This window comes from Kiloniella sp. (genome assembly GCF_048270245.1).
In the GTDB taxonomy this organism is placed as follows: domain Bacteria; phylum Pseudomonadota; class Alphaproteobacteria; order Kiloniellales; family Kiloniellaceae; genus Kiloniella.
Genome location: NZ_JBLWTH010000004.1, coordinates 374,129 through 400,602, shown reverse-complemented (window position 1 = coordinate 400,602; position 26,474 = coordinate 374,129). Strand labels below are relative to the sequence as shown.

The following is a 26,474-nucleotide window of genomic DNA, read 5'->3' as shown; positions in this document are numbered from 1 at the left end:
TACTGTTATTTGCAGTGGCAGGCCATTTTTTTGTTTAATATCTGTGCTCTAAATTTATAGTGGTGTTGATAAATCTATCAGGTGTGTGCCCACAGAGGCGTTGTTCAAATAAAATATCCGATGATCGAGCAGCAAAGGCAATCTAATGAAGAATAATAAGCTTGTGTTGGCAACACGCCCAAGCCCAGCAATTTCGGCTGACATTTTCCGGTTGGAAGAAGGGCAAGTTTCGCCTTTGTCTGATGGTCAACTTCTAATCAAAAACCACTATCTCTCTGTTGATCCCGCCATGCGCGGGTGGGTGACGGATATGCCGAACTATATTCCCGCTGTCGAGATCTGCGCAGTGATGCGAAGCTTTGCTGTTGGTGAAGTGGTCGAAAGCAAGCATCCTGATTATGCTGTTGGAGAATTTGTCTACGGACTGTTTGGGTGGCAAGAGTTTGCGGTAAGCGATGGTACGGATATTGAGCGCAAGGTTAATTCTGAGGATGGCCCTCTTTCGATCAACCTTCATGTACTGGGGATGACGGGCGCAACAGCCTGGTTTGGATTAACCGAAATTGGCGATCCCAAAAGGGGAGAGACTGTTGTGGTTTCGACGGCGGCGGGCGCTGTGGGATCTATGGTTGGACAGATTGCCAAAGCAAGGGGCTGTCGAACCATTGGTATTACGGGTAGTGATGAAAAAGCAGCGCGTTGCCTCAAGGAATTTGGGTATGATGCTGTATTGAATTATAAAACAGCGACAGATTTGGCTGGTGATCTTGCCAAGGTTTGCCCTGATGGTGTCGATGTCTATTTCGATAATGTCAGCGGCCCTATTACGGATGCTGTTATGGGCCTGTTCAACATTGGGGCACGTATGACTGTTTGCGGTGTGATCGGCATTTCTCCGAACCAAGTAACTGGCCCGCGGGTGTCGCGAACCATGCTGGTGAAACGTGCCAGAATGCAAGGTTTTCTGATTTTTGATCATATGCATCGTCTCTCCGAAGCTGTTTCAGGTCTCTTGCCCCTCTACAAAACAGGGAAATTAAATTTTAGCGAAGAGATATTTGAAGGGCTGTCTTCTGCGCCTAAGGGGCTGGAAAGCCTTCTGACCGGAGCTAATCAGGGTAAGGTCATCGTAAAGCTATAGATCGTATAGTTATAGAGAGAAGGCGGAAGGAGGAAGGAACTGCCTAACATAATCGTCTCTCTATTGATCAATTATCCGCCCTTTATAAAGCGTTCCTTCTTTGGATATCCAGGTTATGAGATTGCCTTGGACCGTCATATCATAACAAGTCCAGTCAAAAGGTCCCCATTGCGAGCAATACTGATCAGCTTGCACGCTCCATTTTCCCTGTTCTGCTTTTCTACCCTGTGCCTGATAATGGGTTATTCCTGAAGCATTGAAGGTTTGCCAGAAACCATTATTTACATCCTGGCGATGAACAACCTTTTTGTCTGTGAGATACTGTCTGATCTCCTCACCGGAAAGTTTTCTTTCTTCGCTGTATGCAAGTGCTGGGAAATTGATGAGAGTGATCAGAATGATGATGTATTTGTAAGGGCTCATGTACTGGTTAACTCTTCCGAAGAGAATGTGTTTCTTTAAACTTATAGTGTCTTCAAAAATATTACCTTGTCACGATCTTGTGAACTTCGAACTGTATAATAAAAACAGTGATTTATCAGAGCCAAGAGGGAGATTACAGTGCCTATAATGACTATTATAATAATCCGATCTTTAAATTCGATACTTTTATTTCCACTTAGTCTGTCCTAAGTATTTAATATCAAAAATATAGCTTTATCTTTCAGGAGCCTGTTGTATGCCGACCTATCACGATGATGATGTTCAATATGATTACGATCTGTTTGTAATCGGTGGGGGGTCCGGTGGTGTTCGTGGTGCACGAATGGCCGCGGCTACGGGCGCTAAAGTCGCTTTGGCAGAAGAATACCGCTATGGCGGAACCTGCGTTATTCGCGGATGTGTCCCCAAAAAACTCTTTTCCTATGCAAGCCATTTCCATGAAGAATTTGAAGATGCTGCCGGGTTTGGTTGGTCCGTTGGTGATAGCTCTTTTGATTGGAAAACACTCATTGCCAATAAAGATAAAGAGATTGATCGCCTAGAAGATATTTATAAAGGCATTTTAAAAAATGCAAATGTAACAAGGTATGACGGGCGTGCTGTTCTTGAAGACAGGCATACTGTACGTGTTGGCGATCAGACCTTTACAGCCAATAAGATCTTGTTGGCCCCTGGCGGTCATGTTGTCTTCCCCGAAGGAAAAGGCTGGGAGCATGCGATTAGCTCTAACGAAGCTTTTCATCTGGATGAGCTGCCCAAGCGCGTGATCGTCTATGGTGGTGGTTATATTGCGGTCGAGTTTGCAGGGATTTTCAACGGTCTTGGCGCCGACGTAACACAAGTTTATCGCGGTGATGCACTCTTGCGTGGATTTGACCGTGATGTTCGCGAATTCCTAGGCGCTGAAATGGCTAAAAAGGGTATCGCGCTTGAGCTTAATCTGACGATTGAAAATATCGAGAAAACGGATAATGGGCTGGAAGTTACCTATTCTGATGGTCGCAAGGTCGAAGTAGACGCTGTTTTCGCGGCGACAGGGCGTAAGCCGAATGTCGAAGGACTTGGCCTTGAAAAGGCTGGCGTTGAACTGAACAGCAAAGATGCAATCAAGGTCGATGAATTCTCGCAGACAACGGCGAAGAATATCTATGCCGTTGGAGATGTGACCGATCGGATCAATCTGACACCGGTTGCTATTCAGGAAGCAATGGCCTTTGTTGATACTGCCTTTAAAGGCAAACCCCGCGCGATGGATCATCATAATGTTGCAACGGCTGTCTTCAGTCACCCCCCGGTTTGTACGGTTGGCTTAAGTGAAGAACAGGCGTTGGATCGTTATAATGATGTTGACGTATACCAATCTTCTTTCCGACCCATGAAGCACACCTTATCTGGGCGTGATGAAAGGGCTTTGATGAAGCTGATTGTTGAAAAACACGGCAAGAAAGTTGTTGGGCTTCATATGGTCGGTACTGATTCACCTGAAATCGTTCAGGGCTTTGCTGTTGCCATTAAAGCGGGTGCGACCAAAGATATGTTTGACGCAACAGTGGGAATACATCCGACAGCTGCGGAAGAGTTTGTCACAATGCGTGAGCCTGTGAAAAAATAACGAACTTACATTTATTGTTTTTAATTACAAAGGGCTGCACGAAATTCGTGCAGCCCTTTGTTTGTGCATAGAATATGGCTTTCAAACTTTAAATTATTTAAGGAAAGTCCAGTTTTTGTAGAAGATGCCATTAAATTTAATGAACACAGTCTGCATGATTTGCATAAAGACGTTTTGTAATCCTGTGAAGGCTGATGGACGTAGAACGTCAACGAAGACACAATAGCGTTCGTGATCTTCTTCATTGATGGATTGATGTTGGATCGTGTCATCAAAAATAAAAAGCGGATCGTCATGCCAGTAGTGTTTTTTGCCATCGACCTCAATATAGATATTATCACTTTTAATTGGTGTCAGGTTATAAAGAACACGTAGCGTCAGGCGTAAGGGGCCAAAGTGCAGGGACGTGGACTTCTTTTTATTAAAAACGGATACGCCGATGGTCTTGATATAAGTAAATTCCTTGTTAAAGGCAGGAACTGCGTCATTGGTGTTTTTGCCATACCATTTGTAGAATAGCATCCCACGACTCTCACCGCCTAGCTGGGCGCGAATGTCGCTGATGATTTTTTCTTTATTATCGTCAAATTCTTTCAGGACACTGGCGATCTCGTTGCGATGTCCTTCGGGAAAATCATTCAGTTTGTATACATATCTGTTCCGATCAGAAATCAGATCAAGGAACAGATTAATCGGCGACAAGGCCCAGGTCAGCATGCCGTTCCCGGTAAAGTATTTCTTTGCCAGATCTGCCGTAACCTGGTGGTGACGCCCGACGTCCAGAAGTCCCATGATGATAAAGGCAATGGTCAAGAGGGGAATAAAATAGAGGAGGATCGCCAGCGGAATGATTACGCGTAATAGTCTGCTGATCTGTTTCTTGCGCATTTAATGACCTTTAGCTTCTGTCCGCTTACTATCTGAGTATAATATCTCGAGCTGAGTGTAATGGCCCAGGTAGTTGTCGTCGCGGTGTGATTTATAATCCGGCAAATACTTCTTCCGCGTTTATAGCCTGCCGGCATGACTGTTTCAAATGCCTGTACTGTTGCAAATGACCGTAGCTATAAATGCGAATCCTTATCAATTAATCATGAATAGGCTTTGCCGCAAATGAAATTCTGGTGAAATCTGAATTCTAGATGCCTATATCAAGAGTATCTTCCGTACTGCGGATATGCTTGAGATATGTATTTTTGATGAATATATAAGATAAGTAAGGCTTTGTGCTGGTAAAGGACAGAAAAGACGATTAAAACTGTCAAACGTGAAATTATATTGTGTAATTTAGAGGTATTGTAAATGAGCGCGAAATGGACACCTAATTCCTGGCGCGCCAAGGATATTCGGCAAGTGCCCGAATACCCGGATTCTGCTGTTGTAGATTCCGTGGAAAAAACCTTGGCGGGCCAACCGCCACTGGTTTTTGCAGGCGAGGCACGCAGACTACGTAAGCAACTTGGTGAAGTGGCCGAAGGCCGCGCCTTCCTGTTACAGGGCGGCGATTGTGCAGAGGCATTTGCCGAGTTCCATCCCGATAATATCCGCGATACTTTTAAAGTAATGCTACAAATGGCTGTGGCTTTGACCTTTGGGGCAGCTTGTCCTGTTGTCAAAGTTGGCCGTATGGCGGGACAATTCGCCAAGCCGCGTTCAGCTGGCACCGAAACTATCGATGGTGTGGAACTTCCAAGCTATCGTGGTGATATCATTAACGGTATCGGTTTTACCCCTGAAGAACGCATTCCTGATCCGGAACGTTTGGTGAAGGCTTACCATCAATCAGCGTCGACGTTGAACCTGTTACGGGCTTTTGCACAGGGTGGTTATGCCAATCTTCGTAAGGTTCATGACTGGAATCATGACTTCGTTCGTAATTCAGCACAGTCAGATCGCTATGAAGCATTGGCCCAGCGTATTGATGAAGCCATTGGTTTTATGGAAGCCTGTGGTTTGACCGAAGACAAGGTTCCGCAGTTGAGCGAAACTGATTTCTACACCAGCCATGAAGCCCTTCTTCTTAATTATGAAGAATCCCTGACCCGCGTAGATAGTCTGACTGGTGATTGGTACGACTGTTCCGCACATATGCTGTGGATAGGTGATCGTACAAGACATCTTGATGAAGCACATGTCGAATTTATGCGTGGTATCCATAACCCGATCGGTATGAAGTGCGGTCCAACATCCAATCCGGATGATCTGCTGAAACTTATTGATCGCTTGAACCCGAACAATGATGCGGGTCGTTTGACCCTGATCGTTCGAATGGGCCATGACAAAGTTGAAGAACACTTACCCGCGCTGATCCGTGCCGTTGAGCGCGAAGGCAAGAAAGTGGTTTGGTCATGTGATCCTATGCACGGCAATACCATCAAGTCTTCTAGCGGATACAAAACACGTCCGTTTGATCGTGTTCTGGCAGAGGTTCGTAACTTCTTTGCTGTTCATAAAGCTGAAGGCACCTATGCAGGTGGTGTTCACTTTGAAATGACCGGTAAAGATGTGACGGAGTGTATTGGTGGGGCGCAGGCGATTAAAGATGAAGATCTTTCCGCACGTTATCACACCTACTGTGATCCGCGTTTGAATGCCAGTCAATCCTTGGAATTGGCCTTCTTGATTGCGGAACAGTTGAAAGACGAGCGTGAAAACCGTTCCTCTTCACCTGTTGCACAGGCGTCTTAAGGTTCTGACGATTAACGGGTAAGCTTTATGCCTGACAGTACACACGAAAAACGTCAACAGAACAAACACCAGAGGGAGGAGCGATCCTCCCTCTGGCCTGTTGAAGATAAAGACATCACGGCTTGGACAGACCATTATTTCAATCGAAGTAAAAAGGTTGTTGAAAAGTTTGGTGATCAAAAGGTGACCTATGCCATCTTTATGCGGCGTCCTGTCGTGTCCGCGCCGGGTCTTGTTATCAAGTGGCTGGAAGAGATGGCAGAAAAACGTAACTTTGATCTTGAAATAGATCTTCGTTACGCCGAAGGACGCTGGGTCGGTGCGGGTGAACCTATAATGTACCTGACCGGATCTCTGGTACATCTGGTTGATCTTGAGACCTTGCTGCTACAGCGTCTTGGGCCTGCCTGTGTGGCTGCATACAATGCCTTTACGATGTGTTCCGATCTCCATTCCGTTGCTTTTCTGGCGATGGATGCCCGTCATTGCGCCGGAACCGATATGGCCGAAATTATGGCCTATGCTGCTTCTGTCGGGGCGGATCGGGCCAAGCGTAAAAACGGGGCAATTGGTTTCATTGGTAATGCGACGGATGCAACAGCGCACTTCTTTGGACAAGATAGCGGCATGGGTACGATGCCGCATGCTTTGATTGGCTATGCAGGGTCGACACTGAAAGCTGCGGAAATGTTTGATGAGACCTTTCCGGGTGATCCCATGACTGTGCTGGTCGACTATTTTGCCCGTGAGATCACAGATGCACTGACGGTATGTCGCCGCTTTCCAAAGCGTGCAGCTGAAGGTCTGTTGTCTGTGCGTTTGGATACGGCGGGAAGCCGATTTGTTGAGACACTTGATCCACCGAGTTCTTATGCGGTGTTAGAACGTAATGTGCCGCGGGCAATCCGTGGCTATCGTAACGAAGAAGAACTTCGTTATTTAGTAGGGCCTGGTGTATCTGCCGCAGCGATTTGGACGATGCGCGAAGCCTTGGATAAAGAAGGTTTTTCCAAAGTCAAAATTGTTGCTTCATCCGGTTTTAGTCCGGCAAAGTGTCGCTTAATGGCCGAGGCGGAAGCACCGCTTAATGTCGTTGGTACAGGAAGTTACCTGCCTAATCGTTGGTCTGAAACCTATGCGACGGCTGATATTGTAGAATATGACAACGTTCCCCGTGTGAAGGTGGGACGAGAGTTCCTGATTAGAAAGTAAATAAGTAACAATGACTGAAACAGTCACAGACGTATTAACAGATACATCTATTGAAGATCTTATCGATAGCTTTGAATTCCTAGATGATTGGGAAGAACGATATCGTTATATCATCGAGATGGGGCGAAAGCTTCCGGCTATGGACGATGCTCTCAAGACAGAATCGTCCCGTGTTCAAGGGTGTACCAGTCAAGTGTGGCTTGTGTGTAATGTGGATGAAAGCACGCCGCCGCGTTTGAGCTTTATTGCCGATAGTGATGCCCATATTGTCCGCGGGCTTGTTGCTGTTCTTCTGATGATCTTTTCAAATAAGACTGCCCAGGAAATCAAGGCGATTGATATTGATGATATTCTTGCTCGACTTGAATTCTCTCAGCATCTTAGCCCAAACCGTGCCAATGGTCTGCATGCCATGGTAAAGCGTATTCAGGCTACTGCCGAAAGCTATTGCTGAGATTAGTTGTGGCTTGTAAATATCTTCAAAAGCATAAAAGCTCGCAGAAGATTTCTGCGAGCTTTTTTATGACTTTATATGACGGTGTATTGGGTCGGACTAGAAAGTTCCGGGATAAGAACCGCCATCGAGAAGCCAGTTCTGTCCGGTAATAAAGCCTGCACGTGTGCTGCACAGGAATGCACATGCAGCGCCGAATTCATCAGGTTTACCAAAGCGCTTGCTTGGGTTCGATGACTGACGTCTGGCCCATTCTTCCTCGAGACTTGTGCCATTTTTTTTCGCAGCACCTTCCAGTGTTGCGGTTAGACGATCTGTTTCAAACGGTCCAGGTAGTAAATTGTTAACTGTGACATTATTTGCGGCGACTTCCCGGGCAAGACCCGCCACAAAACCGGTTAGGCCAGATCGTGCACCGTTGGATAGCCCAAGTATTGAAATTGGTGCTTTTACGGCGCCAGAAGTGATGTTCACGACGCGTCCGAATTTTCGCTCGATCATCCCGTCTATAACTGCTTTGGTAAGCAAAATAGGAGTGATCATATTGGCTTCCAGAGCTTTGTGCCACTCATCACCTTCCCAATCGCGGAAGTTACCTGGTGGTGGGCCACCGGCATTGTTCACCAAAATATCAGGATCAGGACATGCGGCAAGTAAGAGAGCACGCCCTTCGGCAGTTGTGACATCACAGGCAACAGCTGTTACTACTGTTCCTGTCGCTTTGCGAATTTCTTCAGCTGTTGTTTCCAGCGACTCTGGTGTTCTTCCGTTAATGACGACTTCAACACCTTCGTTTGCGAGTTCCATGGCACAGGCTTTCCCAAGCCCTTTGGAAGATGCGCAGATAATGGCTTTGCGGCCTGCGATACCTAGATCCATTCTGTATTTCCCTGATTTATAAAAGATAGGAATTCATGGGCGAATTTCTTGCCATCAATTTTGTGCTTCTCGGACCATCCTGCAAGTTCTAATGATTGACCGTGCGTACATTATTTTCTCCATATTAAATTACACTTGTTTTTTTGTAGAAGGAAATCTACATATACTCAATATGAGTATATGTAGATTTCTAGGGTAAGTACTGCCTCTTATCCTTGCCGCCGTACCTGTATAGAGGTAATAAGCTGACATGAGCAAAAAACTGATTATAGCCTTTGCGCAAATGAACCCGACAGTTGGCGATATCCGTGGGAACGCTGATCTTATTCGTGCTGCCCGTAAGAAAGCTGCTGATGCCGGGGCGGACTTACTGGTTACGCCGGAATTAAGCTTGGTGGGCTATCCGCCAGAAGATCTGGTCCTCAAGCCAGAACTCTTGCTGGAAGCACAGGCCGAACTGCGGAGCCTTATGGCTGATACTTCTGATGGTGGCCCGGGAATACTTGTCGGGGCGCCGATGCCCGATGTAAAGCTACAGGAAAACCCCTTCAAAAAAGCCTTCACGACAACTGGGTCAGAAATCTACAATGCTGCTGTTCTGCTGGATGGCGGCAACCTTGTCGGATGGAAGGGGAAGCATTTTCTCTGTGATTATAGTGTTTTTGATGAAAAACGTGTTTTCAAACAAGGTGCTTTGACAGGGCCGTTTTCTTTCCGTGGCGTCCGCATAGGTGTCTTTATCTGCGAAGATATGTGGGATGCCGATGTTTGCGAAACGCTTGCTGAAGCCGGCGCGGAAATGTTGATCGGGGTCAATGGATCACAGTTTAATGCGGGGAAAACAGATATACGTCAGCTTTTGGCCATTGAACGTATCAAGGAATGTGAATTGCCACTGGCCTATCTGAATATGGTTGGCGGTCAAGATGACATCGTATTTGACGGTGGCTCTTTTGTTCTTAACGCTGATTGCAGTCTCCAGGCGCAGGCCCCAATGTTCGATGAGTACTTGATGGTGACAGAGTGGCTGAAGAATACGGATGGTGAATGGGAGTGTCAGCCAGCACAGACCGTCGCACCCGAAGAAGAACTTGCAGCCATTTATCGTGCCTTGGTGATTGGTGTCCGTGATTATATCCGGAAAAACCGTTTCCCCGGTATTGTCATTGGCATGTCAGGGGGAATTGATTCCGCGCTTTCTGCCGCAATTGCAGTGGATGCGATTGGTCCAGAACGCGTGTGTTGTGTGATGATGCCCTCGCCCTATACATCCCAAGAAAGCTTAGAGGACGCAAAGCTTGCCACTGAACTGTTAGGTGTGAAATACGATTCTATTTCAATTGGTCCGGCCATGAAGGCATTCGAAGAAATGTTGGCTCCAGTCATGGTAGGTACCGAAGCAGATACAACAGAAGAAAATATTCAGGCGAGATCGCGTGGCTTAACACTGATGGCTATTTCCAACAAGTTGGGCTATATGGTGCTGTCTACGGGTAATAAATCTGAAATGTCGGTTGGCTACGCAACGCTTTATGGTGATATGTGTGGCGGTTATAACGCCTTGAAAGATGTATATAAAACCAAGGTATTTGCCCTTTCTCGCTGGCGAAATGATAACAAACCAGCTGATGTTCTTGGGCCAGATGGTGCGGTGATGCCGGATAGAATTATCACCAAACCACCTTCTGCCGAATTAAAACCAGATCAAACGGATCAGGATAGTTTGCCGGAGTATGATGTTCTGGATGGTATTCTGGAATGCCTTATCGAAGAGGAATTACCCCTTGTGGATATTCTTGCGCGGGGATATGACGAGAGCACTGTTCGTCGGGTCTGGCGTATGTTAGACCTTGCAGAATATAAACGGCGTCAATCCGCGCCGGGTGTTCGCGTAACAATTCGCGACCTTGCCCGTGATAGACGCTATCCGATCACGAATGCATTTCGTGGTCTTACAAACAGATAATTAGAGATAAAGACGAGTTCATGAAAGTACGCTTTGCTCCTAGCCCAACGGGTCGCTTACATGCCGGAAACGCCCGTATTGCGGTATTAAACTGGCTTATGGCCAAAAAAGCAGGTGGAAGCTTCTTGCTTCGTCTGGATGACACAGACACTGAACGGTCGACGGAAGAATATGCGCAGTCTATTCAAACAGATCTGAAATGGCTCGGCCTAGAGTGGGATGAATTTGCAGTTCAGTCGCACCGTATGGATCGGTATGAACTGGCAGCTGAAAAGCTGAAAGCAGATGGTCGTCTTTACCCTTGTTATGAAACCTCTGATGAACTTGGTCTAAAGCGGAAAATTGCCTTACAGGCAGGTCGCCCACCGATCTATGATCGTGAAGCTCTGAAGTTGACGCCTGAAGATATTGCCAAGTACGAAGCTGAAGGGCGTCAGGCTCATTGGCGTTTCAAGCTAGAGCACAAGGACATCGACTGGACTGATCTTGTGCGCGGTGACGTGCATTTTGAAGGTCAACACCTAACTGATCCTGTGCTTATCAGAGAAGACGGCCGTCCCTTGTATACGCTGACATCCTGTGTTGATGATATTGAACTGGACGTGACACATGTGTTGCGTGGTGAAGACCATGTGTCCAACACAGCGGTACAGGTTCAGTTGTTCGAAGCTCTTGGTGGTAAGGTTCCTGAATTTGCACATATCTCGCTGATGGTTGGTGCTGACGGTTCTGGTCTGTCAAAACGCCTTGGTAGTTTAAGTCTTGGGTCTCTTCGTGAAGAAGAGGGGCTGGAGCCAATGGCCTTGAATAGCTACTTGGCGCGTCTTGGGACACCAGACCCGATTGAAGTACGACAGACACCAGAGGCTTTGACCGAGCTGTTTGATATTGCACGCTTTGGTCGTGCGACACCGCGTTTTGATCCTGTTGAACTTGACCATTTGAATGCTAAAGTTTTACACGATGCAGATTTTGCATCGATCAAATCCCGCTTACAGGATGGTTTTGATGAAGAACTTTGGGAAGTTGTGCGTCCAAATCTGGAAAAATTGTCCGATACGCAATCCTGGTTTGATATCTGTCGGGGCGCGGTAACGCCGGATATTGCAGACGAAGATGCTGAATTCCTAGCTCTGGCAGCAGCAAAGCTACCAGAAGGAGATTGGGATCAGGGGACATGGAAAGCTTTGACTACTGTTTTGAAAGACGAAACTGGTCGTAAGGGTAAACAGCTTTTCATGCCGCTTCGTAAAGCTCTGACTGGTCAGCAACACGGCCCAGAATTGGCTCAGCTTTTGCCTGTTATTGGTCGGGAACGTGCTGAAGCACGTCTCAAAGGCCAAACTGCTTAATAAAGCTACAAGCTTAGTTGTTGCTATGTTTGTTCTAAATTTAAATTATTGGCGTATATCCAAGAAAGAGGTTTAAAATGAACCTCTTTCTTTAATACAATCACTTTACTCAACCCCTAGATTTCGGGAAACGACAATGACGATTAAAGTCCACAATACTCTTGCGCGTGAAAAGCAGGATTTCGAGCCAATCGATCCTAAAAATGTGCGCATGTATGTCTGTGGACCGACCGTTTATGATCTGGCACACGTTGGAAATGCCCGCCCTGTTGTTGTTTTTGATACCTTTGCCCGTCTTCTGCGTTATGTATACGGTGCAGAACATGTAACCTATGTCCGTAACATCACAGATGTTGAAGACAAGATTATCGAAGCTTCCCTAAAGTCGGGTGAACCAATTGAAAGCATTACCAAGCGTACAACGCAGGCTTATCATGATGATATGGCCGCACTCGGTGCGCTTCCGCCAGACATAGAGCCGCGTGCGACAGATCACATTCAGGAAATGATTGATATGAGCGCAAAGCTGATTGAAAAAGGACATGCTTATGAAGCAGAAGGGCATGTTCTGTTTTCAGTAAAGTCCATGGCGGATTATGGGGCGTTATCCGGTCGTAACCGAGAAGATATGATTGCGGGAGCCCGTGTCGAGGTTGCACCCTATAAAAAAGATCCGGCTGATTTTGTGCTTTGGAAGCCGAGCAATGATGAGCAACCGGGGTGGGAAAGCCCTTGGGGTAAAGGCCGACCGGGCTGGCATATCGAATGCTCTGCTATGTCACGGGTTCATTTAGGGGAGACCTTTGATGTGCACGGGGGTGGTTTAGATTTGACCTTCCCACATCACGAGAATGAGATTGCACAGTCAAAATGCTGCAATGAAAAGCCTTATGTGAACTACTGGATGCATAATGGTTATGTGGTGGTGAATGGCGAGAAGATGTCCAAGTCTCTTGGCAACTTCTTTACGGTACGCCAGCTTCTGGATGAAGGCCTCAATGGTGAGGCTCTGCGTTTGACCTTGCTATCTGGTCATTACCGTCAGCCATTGGATATCACCCGTGAAAAGGTTGCTGAGTTTAAAGTTCAACTTGATCGTTTCTACGGGGCTTTGCAGGCTGTTGAAAAGATTGAAGCCTCAGCAGAAGAAGCTTCTGATGCTTTCCTTGAAGCGTTACAAGATGACCTGAATACGCCGTTGGCATTATCTGTCCTTCATGAGATTACAACTGAGTTAAACAAAACCGGGACGGACCGTAAAAGTCATAGAAAAGCTCTTGGTCGCTTAAAGGGGCAGCTTCTGGCTGGTGGGTATTTGCTTGGTATTCTTCAATCTGACCCCGAAGTCTGGTTCAAAGGCGAGGGTGATGATGAACAGGATATTGAGGCTTTGATTGCAGAACGTATCGAAGCCAAGAAATCAAAAGATTTTGCCCGTGCTGATAAAATAAGGGATGATCTCGCCGCTCAAGGTATCGAGTTGCTCGATAGCCCAACGGGCACGACTTGGCGTCGTAAATAAAGTTTGATTATCCAAGAATTTAGATTAGGGGCTAGGTTTTAACTTAGCCCCTTTTCATTTTGAGATACTTTCAGTTTTCATTTTATTGAGTAAGGTTTGGAATAATAACTTTCTGGCCTTCGATTTGGGCGCTACGAATTGCGTGAAATTATGACCTGTTAATGTCGTCGTGCTGTGATCTATCGTTTAGGTAACCGCCACCAATCAATGATCACTTTCGCAGTAATCGTGATAATGAACCCACATAATAAGCGTTTTGATATTACTTCCATTGTGCCGATGATTAGAAACGCATGTATAACGCTGCTCGGAACAATCACGACCGCGAAGCCCGTATGAATGAACCGCCACATGCGTGGATTAATGCGCAGGCGGCGGCGCAATAAAGCTGTAAGGGCAGAAGCAAATAAGGCCCACATCGCAATGACGCCCCAAAAGGAAAATGCCGTCGGTGAGGCAAAAAGGAGTGCGTCGATTACATCTGGCGGGCTTGTGGTCCATAAGCCGATGATATGAATAACGACCATCATGACCAGTATTCCACCGATAACACGATGAATTCGGCGACTTTGTAATCGATTTAGATTAGGTAAATATCCACCTGCGAGTAGAGGTTGAACGAATAAGAGTACAATCGCAATAATACCAGCTAATCCGGCAACAATATATACTGGATCACGCCACGCGAGCAGGGGACTCCACAGTGCGGCAACAACGGGAACAATGATGACTATGGCAAGGGTTGACCAAATTAAGCCCGTATAAACAAGGCCTACATAAAAACGGGTCTTCTTTTTAAGCTTCACTTTGATTAGGATGGCTGAAGTACGAATTCTACATTAAGGCTCGTATCGTTGACGCTTTGCATGACAGGCCGAAGGAAGACGGTTTTAAATTCATCACCATCATAGGCAAGGTGACCGTGAGGTTGGCCGAAAGCGGGAACAATCTGTGGCATTTCAAGTCGGAAAGCGCCGTCAGTATTTGTCAACGTAGCGCCATGGCTCTTGGGATCGCGTTCGTGCCCTTCGGTCGTATGTGCCCATATTTGAATACGTTGACCAGCAAGAGGCTTTCCATCTCCGGCGCGGCGTACAGTTCCTGTCATCCAAAAGCCACCCCCACCGATTTTGTCTACGATGGCTGCACCGGGAAGGTAGTTGTTGGATCCGCCACGCATTGTTGGTGTCGGCAAAAGTCCTTGTGCGTGAGCTGGTAAAAGAGGGTGAGATGCGCCGATTATCAAAGCTGCGCTAACTGATGTAATGACGGTACGACGAGTGATTAGGCTATCTGTCATGTGGCTTCTTTCAAACTATGAAATATCCAAGTCTGAATAATAACACTTTGTTTGATTTTTTTCACGGAGAGAACCTCGAGGGTACGATAAACAATGGACACAGTTGCGTGATATGGCGGTTTGATCACAGCCAAGACGTTGCTTATTGAAAATCCACACGATAACATTTAAGGCTTCAAGCATGTTATTATAAGCAAGGTTTAAAGTATATCTGCGTGGGGCCTAAAAGAGCTATATCGCAAGGCGGATGTTGGTAGATGGTGCTTTGGAGTGGTAAACGGCTCTTTTGTATCGGCGATAGTTAATCATAGTGTATTGCAATAGTTCAAGGCTGGTCCGTATTGAATTGAGGCGTAATCTACAAGGGAGGCACTAATAATGACCCGACTAACAGCTAAAGATTTTGACCCAAGGTTGTTGGAACTTTACGATTTTTATGCGCACGGTATGATCACGAAACGACAGTTTCTTACGAGGGCAGCAAAGTTTACTGTTGCTGGTATGACAGCAACCACTATTCTGGGTTTGATGTCACCGAACTATGCCTTGGCGGAACAGGTCTCTTTTAACGATCCAGACATCATACCGGAATACATCATGTACCCATCACCCAACGGGCATGGTGAAGTCCGGGGCTATCTGGTGCGTCCTTCAGGTGTTGAAGGCAAGCTACCTGCCGTTGTCGTTGTGCATGAAAACCGTGGTCTTAACCCATACATTGAAGATGTTGCCCGGCGACTTGCAAAGGCTGGATTTATGGCAATTGCACCTGATGGTCTTACGTCGGTTGGTGGCTATCCCGGCAATGATGCTGAGGGGCGCGAGCTGCAACGCACGGTTAATTCCGAAAAACTAATGAACGACTTTTTCGCAGCTATTGAATTTATGATGGCCCACGAAGGTTCTACAGGAAACGTCGGTATAACCGGGTTCTGTTACGGCGGTGGCGTCGCCAATGCGGCAGCGGTCGCTTATCCTGAACTGAAAGCATCTGTCCCATACTATGGCCGACAAGCGGGCGCTGAAGATGTGCCAAAAATTCAAGCACCATTATTGCTGCACTACGGAGAGCTAGACGAACGGGTGAATGCGGGCTGGCCTGATTATGAAGCCGCACTTAAAGCCAATGGTAAAGAATTTGAGGCTTATATCTACGAGGGTGCCAACCATGGCTTTCATAACGACAGTACGCCGCGTTATGATGAAACGATGGCTAATTTGTCTTGGGAACGAACACTTGCGCACTTTCGCAAGCATCTTACATAAACTTTTAGTTTGGCGATGTCACCAAAGAAACTTATCTTGTTTTGAGTCGGTGGTAAAAATTAAACAGGGCTGGGGTTCTCAGCCCTGTTTCTCTATGAGTAAGGCTAGTTATTGGTAAAGGCTATTCGTATTGCCATCCCACCTAGAATAGTCGCTGTGATCCAGCGTAATAATGTCTTTATACGTTTGCTTGCTTTAATCTTTGCTGCGGCTAAAGAAGTTAATGTGATGAGAACAACAAAAACTATGTAGCCGTTGATGTTAAACAGAAGCCCTAAAGCGAGTGTTTGCCATACCACGTCCTGCGGTGCTGCATCTATAAATTGAGGAAGAAAGGCAAGCATAAAAAGGCCAATTTTTGGGTTTAAAAGATTGGTCATGGCGCCTTCCATGATAATACGGCCATTTTTATATTTGGATGAGTATAGCTGTTCCCCGTTTTCTGTCAGGCTTTGGGGTGGTGTCGTTAGAATTTTATAGGCTATATAAAAAAGATAAATCGCCCCAGCAATTTTGAGGGTCAGAAAAGCGGTTTCAGACGTAGCAAGTAGTGCTGATATTCCCAATGCGGAAGCCGTGGCATGTACCATCGATCCCAAACTAATACCTAAAGCAGCCAGCAGCCCGGCTTTCTTGCCTTGATGTGTTGTTTTGGTCAGAACATATGCCATATCAACACCGGGCGTTAAGTTCAAGGCAATCCCCGCAAGAATGAAGGGGATCAGTAAAGAGAGATCAGGAAGAAGCTGTGGCATATTCAGTATCTATTAATAAAGGTCATAGGATTTGTTTTATCCTACGGGCTTTATGATCAATGAAAAGCTTTATTCAAAAACGTCGTTGATATTCTGTTCTTCCGGAAACCGTGAAGGCCCAAAACGATTTGGCCCTGTTGTACCCCTTAAGAAACTGCACTCGATGAAAATACAAAAAGCACCAATGATCGGAACAAAAATGATAAGTGTCCACCAACCGCTTTTGTCTCGATCATGCCAACGTTTGACATGGATTAATATCGAAGGAATGAGGGTGCCGAGGGTAAAAATACCGAGAAATAAATCTTTGAGGGTTCCAGGGATATAGGCTCCAATGTGTATATAAACACTGATAAAGGCGATACAGAGCGCTATAAGTGGCATAAAATATAGAAACCAATAGTCGAAACTTGAAATACGCCCTTTTGGTGAAAATAGGAACCATATCCAGGAAAAAACCTGATGGCCTGAAGTTAGAAATGGTTGCTTAATGACAGGATTTTCCATGAAATAATTCCTTAGTCCTATCACGAACAAATAAAGGAGTGATTTACAGGAGAGTTTGGCGGCAGCTTTATCGCGTTTTTATTGTAACTCTATCCTCGTTGTCTTGGGAAGTTGTAGATGTGATTCCATGATAGAATATCTTGAACCATGGCTGCAACATTGACCTTTTCGTATCTGTGTGCTCAAAAGCAGGTATAAATCAATTTCACAAAGAAACTTGTAATAAAATGTCGTCAGGAACCCCAAACGAAAACCGTGTATTTCTATTTGATTCCACATTGCGTGATGGTCAGCAAACACAGGGGGTCGATTTCTCTGTTGCTGATAAAATTGCGATTGCTATGGGGTTGGATACGATTGGCGTTGATTATGTTGAGGGGGGGTGGCCTGGAGCTAATCCGACGGATAACGAGTTTTTTAATGAGCGCCCTGACCTGAAAACAGCTCAGTTTGTTGCCTTTGGTATGACACGTCGCCCCGGGCGCTCGGCTGAAAACGATCCCGGACTTGCGCCGTTGGTTAATTCAGCTGCGGATGCTGTTTGCATTGTTGGCAAGACGTGGGATTTCCATGTTGATGTTGCACTGGATATTCCCAGAACAGAAAACATCGACATGATTGGTGAGTCCATTGCCTTTCTGAAAGCACGTAAAAGCGAAGCGATGTTCGATGCAGAACATTTTTTTGATGGTTATAAAGCCAATCCGCAGTTTGCTATGGACTGTCTGTTATCCGCTTATGATGCAGGTGCGCGCTGGATAGTTCTCTGTGATACCAATGGCGGTACGTTACCCCAAGAAATTCGTCAAATCGTGAGTGAGGTGACAGATAAAATTCCAGGTACATACCTTGGAATTCACTGTCATAATGATACCGAAAACGCAGTCGCTAACTCACTGGCAGCGGTTGAAGCTGGCGCGCGTCAAATACAAGGCACGCTTAATGGATTGGGCGAGCGGTGTGGCAATGCAAATCTTGTCTCGCTGATACCATCCCTAAAGCTAAAAACGTCTTATGACATTGGTGTTAGTGACGAGCAGCTCAAGCGTTTGACCTCTGTTTCTCATATGTTGGATGAACGCTTGAACCGCGCTTCATCCAATAATGCAGCTTATGTCGGGCAATCTGCCTTTACCCACAAAGGGGGATTGCATGTCTCTGCTGTTGAAAAAGACCCCAAAACCTACGAGCACATAAATCCAGAGGATGTTGGTAATCGGCGTCATATTGTCGTGTCGGATCAGGCCGGTCGCTCGAACGTCTTGGCCATGTTCCGTGATATGAATATCAATTTAGATGTTCAGGATAATGGCAAGATGACAACCTTGCTGCAAAGGGTGAAAGACCGGGAATACGAGGGTTACTCTTACGATGGTGCCGAGGCCAGTTTTGAGCTTTTGGCAAGACGTGCATTTGGTGAGGTGCCAAAGTATTTCTCTCTTTCGCGCTTTCGGGTTATGGATGATCGACGCTGGGATGCCACTCATAATCTTGTGACGGAATCAGAAGCCACTGTTCGTTTGGACGTTGGCCATAAGGAGATCATGGAAGTTTCGACCGGTAATGGTCCTGTGAACGCTTTGGACTGTGCTTTACGCAAAGCTCTGTTGCCATTTTATCCTGAACTTGAAGATATGGTTCTTCTTGATTATAAAGTGCGCATTCTAACGCCACAGGATGGAACCCGTGCGGTGACCCGTGTGATGATTGAATCAGGTGATAGTACGGGGCGTCGGTGGACGACTGTTGGGGTGTCGCCCAATATTATCGATGCATCGTATAACGCCATTAATGACGGTATTACATGGAAGCTCTTTCATGAAAAAGCCAAAAGCATTTAATCCCGAAAAGTATTCTATCTAAGGTTTGATTTCGAGAACGGAGAACGTGGTGGCCGGTACTGATTCCACTCAAGAAAATTTGGCTCACACTTCAAAAACAGGCGGCCCAGTAATTATTCTGGTAAAACCCCAACTTGGCGAAAACATCGGCATGGTCACCCGTGCTATGTTGAATAACGGTCTTACCGAACTGCGTCTTGTAAAGCCCAGAGATGGTTGGCCGAACCCTGCGGCGGAAGCATCGGCCGCGGGCGCGATTGAGGTGCTTGAAAAAGCGAAAGTTTTCAAGACGACAGAAGAAGCCGTTGCCGATTTGCATAAAGTCTATGCAACGACGGCCCGAACACGGGACATGACAAAGCCTGTTGCGGTTCCACATTATGCAGCCAAAGAAATGCGTGCTTTTGATCAATCCGGGCAGAAGGTCGGTGTTCTCTTCGGGCCAGAAAAAGCTGGTCTGCATAATGATGATGTTGTTTTGGCTGACACTGTTATTTCTGTTCCGTTGAATCCTAAATTTTCTTCGTTGAACTTGGCGCAAGCTGTCTTGTTGATCGCGTATGAATGGTTTCAGCAAGGTGTAGATGTGCCAGATGAAGAGCTTTTGCTTGGCAGTTCTCCGCTTGCGACTAAAGACGAGTTGTTGAATTTTTACAAACGTCTTGAAGCTGCATTGGATGAAACCGGGTTCCTCTGGCCGCCAGAAAAACGTCCAAACATGGTGCGGAATTTACGAAATATTTTTCAACGGGCTCATTTAACGGACCAGGAAGTCAATACACTGCACGGTGTGGTGAAGACATTGCAGCTTGGTCCAAGAGTGCAAAAGCCTAAGAAATAGCTCTTTCTATTGTGAAAGAAAGGAGGATGGGAAATTGTTAAGTTTCAATCCTCACATCCCTTTTTATCCTATCCGTTTGAAATCAGTTCAAGCGGCATCTTGGATAAATTTTCACAGCCATTTTTTGTAACGACAACTGTCTGGCCGGGGCACATGGCGGTGTTGTTATCGCTATCCATCAGAATCATGTGAAGGAAGAAGACCATATTTTCTTGCACTTCTACAGGATTACCATGATAGAACATCGGCCAATCCATCCAGTTCGGCGCAAAAGTGGTTCCGAGACTGTAGCCAGTAGCGTTAAGTCGATGTTCCTGCATACCTGCATCATCCGCAACCCGTGCGTAGGCATCAAACACGTCGCCGACGGCTGCGCCGGGTTTTAGGGCGTTTATACATGCGGCCATAGCTTCCGTTGCGACCTTGTGCATTTCAATCTGACGGACCGACGGTGTACCAATTACAATGGTACGCATCATCGCCGCATGGTAGTGGCGATAAGCACCGGCCCATTCCAGTGTAATTTGGTCCTCAGAATCAAGGTGGCGACGGCCTGTAAAATATCGACAGAGAAGGGCATCTTGGCCTGATCCAATGATAAACTCATTACCTGAATAATCACCGCCGCCTTTGAAAACGGCACCTTGCATCGCGGCGAGAATGTCGCCTTCAAATGCCCCGGGCACGCAAAGATTATTTGCTTCGCGGAGTGCATTATCAGCAAGTTCAGCAGCTTTACGTACATATCCTAGCTCTGCAGGACTTTTGATAACCCTGAGTTGGCTTACGAGATCAGAGGCATCTTCAAGACGACAAAAACATTCCAGTGCAGCATAAAGGCGGCGTCCGTTTCGGGCTGTTAGTCCGTAGGCCTCAAGTTCGACTCCAAAGGTTTTATCTTTCCCGCCGTGCTCATCCAGAATCTTCCGGAGTTCTAATTCAGGTGTCGCATCGGGGCCATCAACCCATATTCTCACATCGTCAATAATCGAGGTATGTTTGGCTTGTCGTAGATCTGCCGATCGGGTCAGCAAAGTCATTGTTCCATCGGAACCAAGGTAAAGACACTGAAAGAAAACGTAACCGAAAGTATCGTATCCGGTTAGGTAAAACATTGATTCTTGACGGAAAATTAGCATTCCGTCTAAGTTTCTTTTTACCATTTCGTTGATTGTATTCTGACGGCGTTGGGCCAGTTCCTCTTTGGAAAAGTGGATTGCCATTGGCTTAACCTCGTAAAATGAGTATTTCTGCTGACCTGCAAGAAAGTTGTAAAAGGCATCTTACGCAGGCTTTTCAATCTGTACAGCGGGAAATAGGTTTGACTTTTGGAAGTGTATCCGTATAGTCGCGCCTGCATTCCCGGGAAAGTGGGGCGGCCCAAGGCCTGTTCCCCGTCCTTAATTGGAACTACCGGGACACCAAACTTAATATATAGGATACAGAAATGTCCAAGCGTATTGCTGCTAAATATAAGATTAATCGCCGTCTTGGCGTAAATCTTTGGGGTCGCCCAAAAAGCCCTCTAAACCGTCGTGACTACGGCCCTGGTCAGCATGGCCAACGCCGGAAAGGTAAGACTTCTGATTTTGGTACACAGCTTATGGCCAAACAGAAGCTCAAAGGTTACTACGGTAACATCGGTGAAAAACAGTTCCGTCGTTACTTCGCAGAAGCTAACCGTCGTAAAGGTGACACAGGTCAAAACCTTGTGGGTATCCTTGAAAGCCGTCTGGACGCTGTTGTTTACCGCGCGAAATTCGTACCAACTGTATTTGCTGCGCGTCAGTTCGTGAACCACGGTCACGTAACTGTAAACGGCAAAAAAGTGAACATTCCTTCTTATCTTGTTAAAGAAGGCGATGTGATCGAAGTTAAAGAGAAAAGCCGTCAGATCCCAATGGTTCTGGAAGCTGTCGAATCTGTTGAGCGTGAAGTTCCAGAATATGTAAATTCCGATCTGAAAGCGATGAAAGCTACTTTCGTTCGCGTTCCTGAACTTGCTGATATTCCATATCCAGTTCAGATGGAGCCAAACCTGATCATCGAATTTTACTCCCGCTAATCGGGACGAAAATTCTGCCAACGATTTTCGGTGGCATCAAATGGTTATCAAAAAAGGTTGTCAGCTTTGCTGGCAACCTTTTTTATTTCCGTAATTCGTATTGTCTCGACTGTTTTAAACCTCTGTGCTTTTGACCAAAGATTTAAAACTTAAAAGCTTTCGATGCCAGGAAACTTACATTCGCCTCTGGTGTAAATTCGGTCCACGCGCCCAAAACGATGCTGAACAATTTGTAAATAACCTTTACAGTCTTCAAAGCGAATATAGGTGTCGTACCCAAATATCCGGCGTTTGTTGCGAAAGTCTCTAATCGTTCTTTGTGATGTAATCTTGCTCTCGTCGATTTTATATTTCGTGAGAACGTCTTTGATTTCTTGTGGATAAGGACTTATTGAATTCGCTGATACAGGATTATTGATAAATAAATAGAGTAAACAGAAAATCGTGAACGGCTGCATAACGTGTTTTATTTTAATCATGTTATTCGTTCTCTTGTGTCGTGCGTATAATAAACGATGACGGTTTAGTAGAGACAAAAAAAGGCCGCATAAAGCGGCCTCTTTCGATTGTCAGTGAAGGTTAAGAAGCTTGTTCTTGAGTTTCTAACCCTTTGTCTTTGAAGAACTGTTGAAGCTCTCCGGTCTGGAACATTTCGCGAAGAATATCACAACCGCCAACGAACTCGCCTTTGACGTAAAGCTGTGGAATAGTCGGCCAGTTACTAAAATCTTTAATACCTTGGCGAATGCTTGGGTCTTGAAGAACGTCAATACCAGTAAATTTTACGCCGAGATGAGTGAGGATTTGAGCGGAAGTTGCGGAAAACCCACATTGCGGAAATACAGGTGTTCCTTTCATGAAAAGTACAACGTCGTTTTCATTTACTTCCTGACGAATGCGTTCAGCGACAACGTTATCCATAGGGTCTATTCCTTGATCGTATTAATTTAATAGGTGTGCTTAACTCTGCGGGGCAGAGGTCTGTAAAGCCAGCGCGTGTAACTCATTGCCCATGCGTCCTTGAAGGGCTTGATAAACCATTTGGTGCTGTTGCACGCGGGTTTTTCCTTCAAAGGCAGGCGAAACGACGTAAGCTGCATAGTGATCACCATCGCCACGAAGATCTTCAATGGTTACATCTGCTTCGGGCAGTGCTTCCCGAATCAGTGCTTCGATCTCTGCAGGGTTCATCGGCATAAATACTGTCCTTGTTCTCATTTCTCCGGTTCAGATTGAGACCTTGTTTTGGATTCTCAATCCTTTTCAGATACCACACTACAAAGCTTGTTCGAAAAGATCTACAGGAGAGGTATGTTTAATCCTCTCCTGCGTCAAAATTTCTTTTCGAAGGATAGATTAGACTACCCAGCCATATAGTTCGGCATCCATGCTTCGTTACATGCACGAAGCTCTGCTACGGATATGGTGCTTCCACCCGGTAGCGTCAAGTCATTGCCGCCTGTACGTCCAACAACAACAGCTGAAACACCAACTTCTTCGGCTGCTTCGAGCAAGCTTTCGGCATCACCGATAGAAATCAGGTAACGGCCCTGATCTTCACCGAATAGCCATGCTGTCGTTGGTGTTTCTACGTCGGCAGGTTTTATGACTTCGGCACCCATGTTTGAGGCTATAGCCATATCTGCAATTGCAGCGGCAAGGCCACCGTCAGATAGATCGTGACAGCTTTCTACAAAGCCACCTTCAATCTGTGATCTGACAAAGTCACCGTTTTTACGTTCGGCAGCAAGATCAACAACCGGGGCATTCCCTTCACGACGTCCTTCGATGACATCAAGGTATATGGACATACCTATATGCCCGATTGAGTCCCCGATAAGAACGAGGCTTTCGTTTTCTGATCCAAAAGTAACAGTGGCAGTTTTATCAGAATCTTTAAGTAAACCGACACCACCGATAACGGGCGTTGGTAAAATGCCTTTGCCGTTGGTTTCGTTGTAAAGGGACACGTTTCCGGATACGACGGGGTAATCCAGAGCCAGACAAGCGTCACGCATGCCCTCGATACACCCAACAAACTGCCCCATGATTTCGGGACGTTCCGGGTTACCAAAGTTCATGTTATCTGTAATAGCCAAAGGCGTCGCACCAACCGCGGTAATGTTGCGATAGGTTTCTGCCACGGCTTGTGCGCCACCGCGAACCGGGTTCGCTTTGCAATAACGTGGCGTACAGTCAGAAGTCACAGCAAGAGCGCGATTAGTCCCGTGGACACGAACAACACCAGCGTCACCTCCTGGGCGTTGGATCGTATCGCCCATTACCATGTGATCGTATTGTTCCCACACCCAGCGACGGCTGGACATGTTCGGAGAGCTCATCAAGGTTTTCAAAGCATCCGTTGTGTCGGTTGCGTCTTTGATATCATTTGCCAGCACATCTTTGGAATCAGGTGTTGGCACCCATGGGCGGTCATATTCCGGGGAATGATGTGCCAATGGTTTGATCGGTAGATCTCCAACGATATCTCCGTGGAATTTCAGAACCATACGTTTGCTATCGGTCAGCGTACCAATGACAGCAAAATCTAGGTCCCATTTTTCCATGATAGAACGTGCGAGATCTTCTTTCCCCGGCTTGAGGATGATCAGCATGCGTTCCTGACTTTCGGAAAGCATCATTTCGTAAGGAGTCATGCCTTCTTCGCGCTGTGGAACTTGATCCAGATTAAGCTCAACGCCCATGTCTCCAGAAGAAGCCATCTCAAAAGAAGAAGATGTCAGTCCAGCAGCACCCATATCTTGAATAGCAACGATGGCATCCGTTTGCATGAGTTCCAGACAGGCTTCAATCAACAGTTTTTCTGTGAAAGGATCGCCAACCTGTACTGTAGGTCGCTTTTCATCAGATGCATCATCAAATTCAGCCGAAGCCATTGTCGCCCCGTGGATGCCGTCACGACCTGTTTTAGAGCCGACATAAACAACGGGGTTCCCAACGCCAGACGCCTGGGCTGTGAAGATACGGTCAGCTTTTGCCAGACCAACGGTCATGGCATTTACAAGGATGTTGCCGTTATAAGATGGATCAAATTCGACTTCACCAGCAACTGTTGGTACGCCAACGCAGTTACCATAGCCCCCGACGCCAGCAACAACACCAGAAACGAGATGGCGTGTTTTTGGATGATCAGGCTCACCAAAACGCAGCGCGTTTACGTTGGCAATTGGGCGGGCACCCATGGTGAAAACATCACGCAGGATACCACCGACACCTGTCGCAGCACCTTGGTAAGGTTCGATAAAGCTTGGGTGGTTGTGGCTTTCCATTTTGAAAATGGCGGCATTGCCGTCGCCAATATCAATAACACCGGCGTTTTCACCTGGGCCCATAATGACTTGGGGACCCTCGGTTGGAAGCGTTTTAAGCCATTTTTTTGATGATTTGTAGGAACAGTGCTCGGACCACATAACTGAGAAAATACCCAGTTCCAGAAGATTGGGTTCACGACCCATAATTTCGAGAACAAGGGCGTACTCTTCTTTGTTGATCCCGTGTTCAGCGACGATTTCAGGGGTAATTTCACTCATTTTTCTATCACCTTATGAAAGTGCCGCAACGAGGCTATCAAACATGGGGCGTCCATCTGTGCCGCCGAGAACGTCTTCGCAAAGGCGCTCAGGGTGCGGCATCATGCCAAGAACATTGCCTTTGGCGTTATAAACACCAGCAATATTATTGAGAGAGCCGTTCGGGTTGCTGTCATCATTAATACTGCCGTCTTCTGCGCTATAACGGAAGGCAACTTGTCCATTGTCTTCTAAGGCTTTTAGGCCTTCTGCATCGACGAAGTAGTTTCCATCGTGATGTGCAACAGGGATACGGATGTTTTGTCCTGCCTGATAGTGCTTTGTGAAGACGGTGTCGTTGCGTTCAACCTTTAGGTGAAGATCCCGACAGACAAATTTTAGATTGCTGTTACGCATGAGCGCGCCTGGGACCAGGCCGCATTCTGTCAGAATCTGAAAGCCATTACAGATACCGAGAACAGGAACCCCTTTGTTCGCACGGGCAACAACTTCTTTCATAACGGGTGATTTCGCTGACATGGCGCCACAGCGAAGATAATCGCCATAGGAAAACCCGCCGGGAAGGCAAATTAGATCAACATCATCAAAGTCGGCATCTTTATGCCAGACCATCTGGGGTTTTGATCCCATGGATTGACGCAACGCAACCTGAATATCTCGGTCACAGTTGGATCCTGGGAAAACGATAACCGCCGCTTTCATTGGCAAGTTCCTCGTAGTTTGAAATTACAGTAAGCCATTACAGATCTTTAGTTGTGATTGCAGAAATAGATTTCTGCAAAGCACGAACTTACTGTTCCAGATCGATGGAATAGTTTTCGATCACAGTGTTTGCCAAAAGCTTTTCGCACATGGCTGTAACGGTTTCGCGTGCTTTAACTTCATCGGTTTCTGCGATATCGAGTTCGATGAATTTTCCCTGACGTGCTTCGTTAACACCATCAAAGCCCAAAGAGCTTAGTGTGTGTTCGATTGCTTTGCCCTGAGGGTCTAGGACTCCGTTTTTCAGAGTGACATGGATGCGCGCTTTCACCCGTATTCTCCATTATTCAGTTGCGAACAGTCGTCGGTAGGTATT

The 26,474-nt window shown here is 46.4% G+C and carries 26 protein-coding genes; 12 read left to right on the top strand and 14 right to left on the bottom strand.

Going from position 1 to position 26,474, the window contains the following annotated elements; translation table 11 throughout:
- The first annotated feature begins 145 nt into the window (after positions 1 to 145).
- Complete coding sequence (locus ACN0W5_RS12145) at positions 146 to 1,141, top strand: NADP-dependent oxidoreductase (RefSeq protein WP_417454353.1); 996 nt, start codon at positions 146 to 148, stop codon at positions 1,139 to 1,141.
- 60 nt (positions 1,142 to 1,201) lie between these two features.
- On the opposite strand, the gene ACN0W5_RS12140 is transcribed toward ACN0W5_RS12145, so the two are convergent.
- Positions 1,202 to 1,564: a hypothetical protein gene (locus tag ACN0W5_RS12140; protein WP_417454352.1), complete on the bottom strand. Its 363-nt coding sequence runs from the start codon at positions 1,562 to 1,564 to the stop codon at positions 1,202 to 1,204.
- A 256-nt stretch (positions 1,565 to 1,820) separates the two neighbouring features.
- Between ACN0W5_RS12140 and gor the strand changes: the two genes are divergently transcribed.
- On the top strand, positions 1,821 to 3,197 hold the full coding sequence (gene gor, locus ACN0W5_RS12135; RefSeq protein ID WP_417454351.1) for a glutathione-disulfide reductase: 1,377 nt from the start codon (positions 1,821 to 1,823) through the stop codon (positions 3,195 to 3,197).
- Between the two features lie 93 nt (positions 3,198 to 3,290).
- Here gor and ACN0W5_RS12130 read toward each other — a convergent pair whose 3' ends face one another.
- A complete protein-coding gene (locus tag ACN0W5_RS12130; RefSeq protein ID WP_417454350.1) occupies positions 3,291 to 4,085 on the bottom strand; it encodes an aspartyl/asparaginyl beta-hydroxylase domain-containing protein in 795 nt (264 codons plus the stop codon).
- A gap of 414 nt (positions 4,086 to 4,499) precedes the next feature.
- Here ACN0W5_RS12130 and ACN0W5_RS12125 point away from each other — a divergent pair, with 414 nt between their 5' ends.
- Genes ACN0W5_RS12125 through ACN0W5_RS12115 form a run of 3 tightly spaced genes read left to right on the top strand, consistent with a single transcriptional unit; the run spans position 4,500 to position 7,551 of the window.
- Complete coding sequence (locus tag ACN0W5_RS12125; protein WP_417454349.1) at positions 4,500 to 5,885, top strand: class II 3-deoxy-7-phosphoheptulonate synthase; 1,386 nt, start codon at positions 4,500 to 4,502, stop codon at positions 5,883 to 5,885.
- Between the two features lie 27 nt (positions 5,886 to 5,912).
- A complete protein-coding gene (locus tag ACN0W5_RS12120) occupies positions 5,913 to 7,097 on the top strand; it encodes a nicotinate phosphoribosyltransferase (RefSeq protein ID WP_417430367.1) in 1,185 nt (394 codons plus the stop codon).
- Positions 7,098 to 7,107: 10 nt separating this feature from the next.
- Positions 7,108 to 7,551 (top strand): SufE family protein, encoded by a 444-nt coding sequence (locus ACN0W5_RS12115; RefSeq protein WP_417454348.1) that lies wholly within the window; start codon positions 7,108 to 7,110, stop codon positions 7,549 to 7,551.
- A 99-nt stretch (positions 7,552 to 7,650) separates the two neighbouring features.
- On the opposite strand, the gene ACN0W5_RS12110 is transcribed toward ACN0W5_RS12115, so the two are convergent.
- A complete protein-coding gene (locus ACN0W5_RS12110; protein WP_417454347.1) occupies positions 7,651 to 8,430 on the bottom strand; it encodes an SDR family oxidoreductase in 780 nt (259 codons plus the stop codon).
- A gap of 250 nt (positions 8,431 to 8,680) precedes the next feature.
- On the opposite strand from ACN0W5_RS12110, the gene ACN0W5_RS12105 reads away from it, so the two are divergent.
- The 3 genes from ACN0W5_RS12105 (at position 8,681) to cysS (ending at position 13,270) form a co-directional block, all read left to right on the top strand.
- Entirely contained in the window at positions 8,681 to 10,396 is a 1,716-nt protein-coding gene (locus tag ACN0W5_RS12105) for an NAD+ synthase (protein WP_417454346.1), read from the top strand.
- A 20-nt stretch (positions 10,397 to 10,416) separates the two neighbouring features.
- Entirely contained in the window at positions 10,417 to 11,748 is a 1,332-nt protein-coding gene (gene gltX, locus ACN0W5_RS12100) for a glutamate--tRNA ligase (RefSeq protein WP_417454345.1), read from the top strand.
- A 136-nt stretch (positions 11,749 to 11,884) separates the two neighbouring features.
- A complete protein-coding gene (gene cysS, locus ACN0W5_RS12095; RefSeq protein ID WP_417454344.1) occupies positions 11,885 to 13,270 on the top strand; it encodes a cysteine--tRNA ligase in 1,386 nt (461 codons plus the stop codon).
- Between the two features lie 179 nt (positions 13,271 to 13,449).
- Here cysS and ACN0W5_RS12090 read toward each other — a convergent pair whose 3' ends face one another.
- The gene (locus ACN0W5_RS12090; protein ID WP_417454343.1) at positions 13,450 to 14,076 is read right to left on the bottom strand and encodes a ferric reductase-like transmembrane domain-containing protein; all 627 of its coding nucleotides are present in this window, start codon (positions 14,074 to 14,076) and stop codon (positions 13,450 to 13,452) included.
- A 5-nt stretch (positions 14,077 to 14,081) separates the two neighbouring features.
- Entirely contained in the window at positions 14,082 to 14,570 is a 489-nt protein-coding gene (locus tag ACN0W5_RS12085; RefSeq protein ID WP_417454342.1) for a hypothetical protein, read from the bottom strand.
- 378 nt (positions 14,571 to 14,948) lie between these two features.
- Between ACN0W5_RS12085 and yghX the strand changes: the two genes are divergently transcribed.
- Complete coding sequence (gene yghX / locus ACN0W5_RS12080; protein ID WP_417454341.1) at positions 14,949 to 15,836, top strand: YghX family hydrolase; 888 nt, start codon at positions 14,949 to 14,951, stop codon at positions 15,834 to 15,836.
- A 104-nt stretch (positions 15,837 to 15,940) separates the two neighbouring features.
- Here the strand turns inward: yghX and ACN0W5_RS12075 are convergent, their stop codons facing one another.
- Both ACN0W5_RS12075 and ACN0W5_RS12070 read right to left on the bottom strand, forming a co-directional pair.
- The gene (locus ACN0W5_RS12075) at positions 15,941 to 16,591 is read right to left on the bottom strand and encodes a LysE family translocator (RefSeq protein WP_417454340.1); all 651 of its coding nucleotides are present in this window, start codon (positions 16,589 to 16,591) and stop codon (positions 15,941 to 15,943) included.
- A 69-nt stretch (positions 16,592 to 16,660) separates the two neighbouring features.
- Positions 16,661 to 17,098: a DUF805 domain-containing protein gene (locus ACN0W5_RS12070; RefSeq protein ID WP_417454339.1), complete on the bottom strand. Its 438-nt coding sequence runs from the start codon at positions 17,096 to 17,098 to the stop codon at positions 16,661 to 16,663.
- 227 nt (positions 17,099 to 17,325) lie between these two features.
- Here ACN0W5_RS12070 and cimA point away from each other — a divergent pair, with 227 nt between their 5' ends.
- A complete protein-coding gene (gene cimA / locus ACN0W5_RS12065) occupies positions 17,326 to 18,939 on the top strand; it encodes a citramalate synthase (protein ID WP_417454338.1) in 1,614 nt (537 codons plus the stop codon).
- 49 nt (positions 18,940 to 18,988) lie between these two features.
- Entirely contained in the window at positions 18,989 to 19,780 is a 792-nt protein-coding gene (locus tag ACN0W5_RS12060) for an RNA methyltransferase (protein ID WP_417454337.1), read from the top strand.
- 68 nt (positions 19,781 to 19,848) lie between these two features.
- Here ACN0W5_RS12060 and ACN0W5_RS12055 read toward each other — a convergent pair whose 3' ends face one another.
- A complete protein-coding gene (locus ACN0W5_RS12055; protein ID WP_417454336.1) occupies positions 19,849 to 21,003 on the bottom strand; it encodes a M24 family metallopeptidase in 1,155 nt (384 codons plus the stop codon).
- Between the two features lie 224 nt (positions 21,004 to 21,227).
- On the opposite strand from ACN0W5_RS12055, the gene rpsD reads away from it, so the two are divergent.
- Positions 21,228 to 21,845: a 30S ribosomal protein S4 gene (gene rpsD, locus ACN0W5_RS12050; protein ID WP_047765689.1), complete on the top strand. Its 618-nt coding sequence runs from the start codon at positions 21,228 to 21,230 to the stop codon at positions 21,843 to 21,845.
- A 149-nt stretch (positions 21,846 to 21,994) separates the two neighbouring features.
- Here the strand turns inward: rpsD and ACN0W5_RS12045 are convergent, their stop codons facing one another.
- From ACN0W5_RS12045 to purS, 6 genes are all read right to left on the bottom strand, one after another.
- On the bottom strand, positions 21,995 to 22,324 hold the full coding sequence (locus ACN0W5_RS12045) for a hypothetical protein (protein ID WP_417454335.1): 330 nt from the start codon (positions 22,322 to 22,324) through the stop codon (positions 21,995 to 21,997).
- A gap of 100 nt (positions 22,325 to 22,424) precedes the next feature.
- The gene (gene grxD / locus ACN0W5_RS12040) at positions 22,425 to 22,766 is read right to left on the bottom strand and encodes a Grx4 family monothiol glutaredoxin (protein WP_085904255.1); all 342 of its coding nucleotides are present in this window, start codon (positions 22,764 to 22,766) and stop codon (positions 22,425 to 22,427) included.
- Between the two features lie 39 nt (positions 22,767 to 22,805).
- Complete coding sequence (locus ACN0W5_RS12035; RefSeq protein ID WP_085901405.1) at positions 22,806 to 23,042, bottom strand: BolA family protein; 237 nt, start codon at positions 23,040 to 23,042, stop codon at positions 22,806 to 22,808.
- A 164-nt stretch (positions 23,043 to 23,206) separates the two neighbouring features.
- Positions 23,207 to 25,396, bottom strand: coding sequence for a phosphoribosylformylglycinamidine synthase subunit PurL (purL, locus tag ACN0W5_RS12030; RefSeq protein ID WP_417454334.1), 2,190 nt, complete (start codon positions 25,394 to 25,396; stop codon positions 23,207 to 23,209).
- A 12-nt stretch (positions 25,397 to 25,408) separates the two neighbouring features.
- The gene (gene purQ / locus ACN0W5_RS12025) at positions 25,409 to 26,098 is read right to left on the bottom strand and encodes a phosphoribosylformylglycinamidine synthase subunit PurQ (RefSeq protein ID WP_417454333.1); all 690 of its coding nucleotides are present in this window, start codon (positions 26,096 to 26,098) and stop codon (positions 25,409 to 25,411) included.
- Positions 26,099 to 26,186: 88 nt separating this feature from the next.
- Positions 26,187 to 26,429, bottom strand: a complete 243-nt coding sequence (purS, locus tag ACN0W5_RS12020; protein ID WP_417454332.1) for a phosphoribosylformylglycinamidine synthase subunit PurS — start codon at positions 26,427 to 26,429, stop codon at positions 26,187 to 26,189.
- Positions 26,430 to 26,474 lie beyond the last annotated feature (45 nt).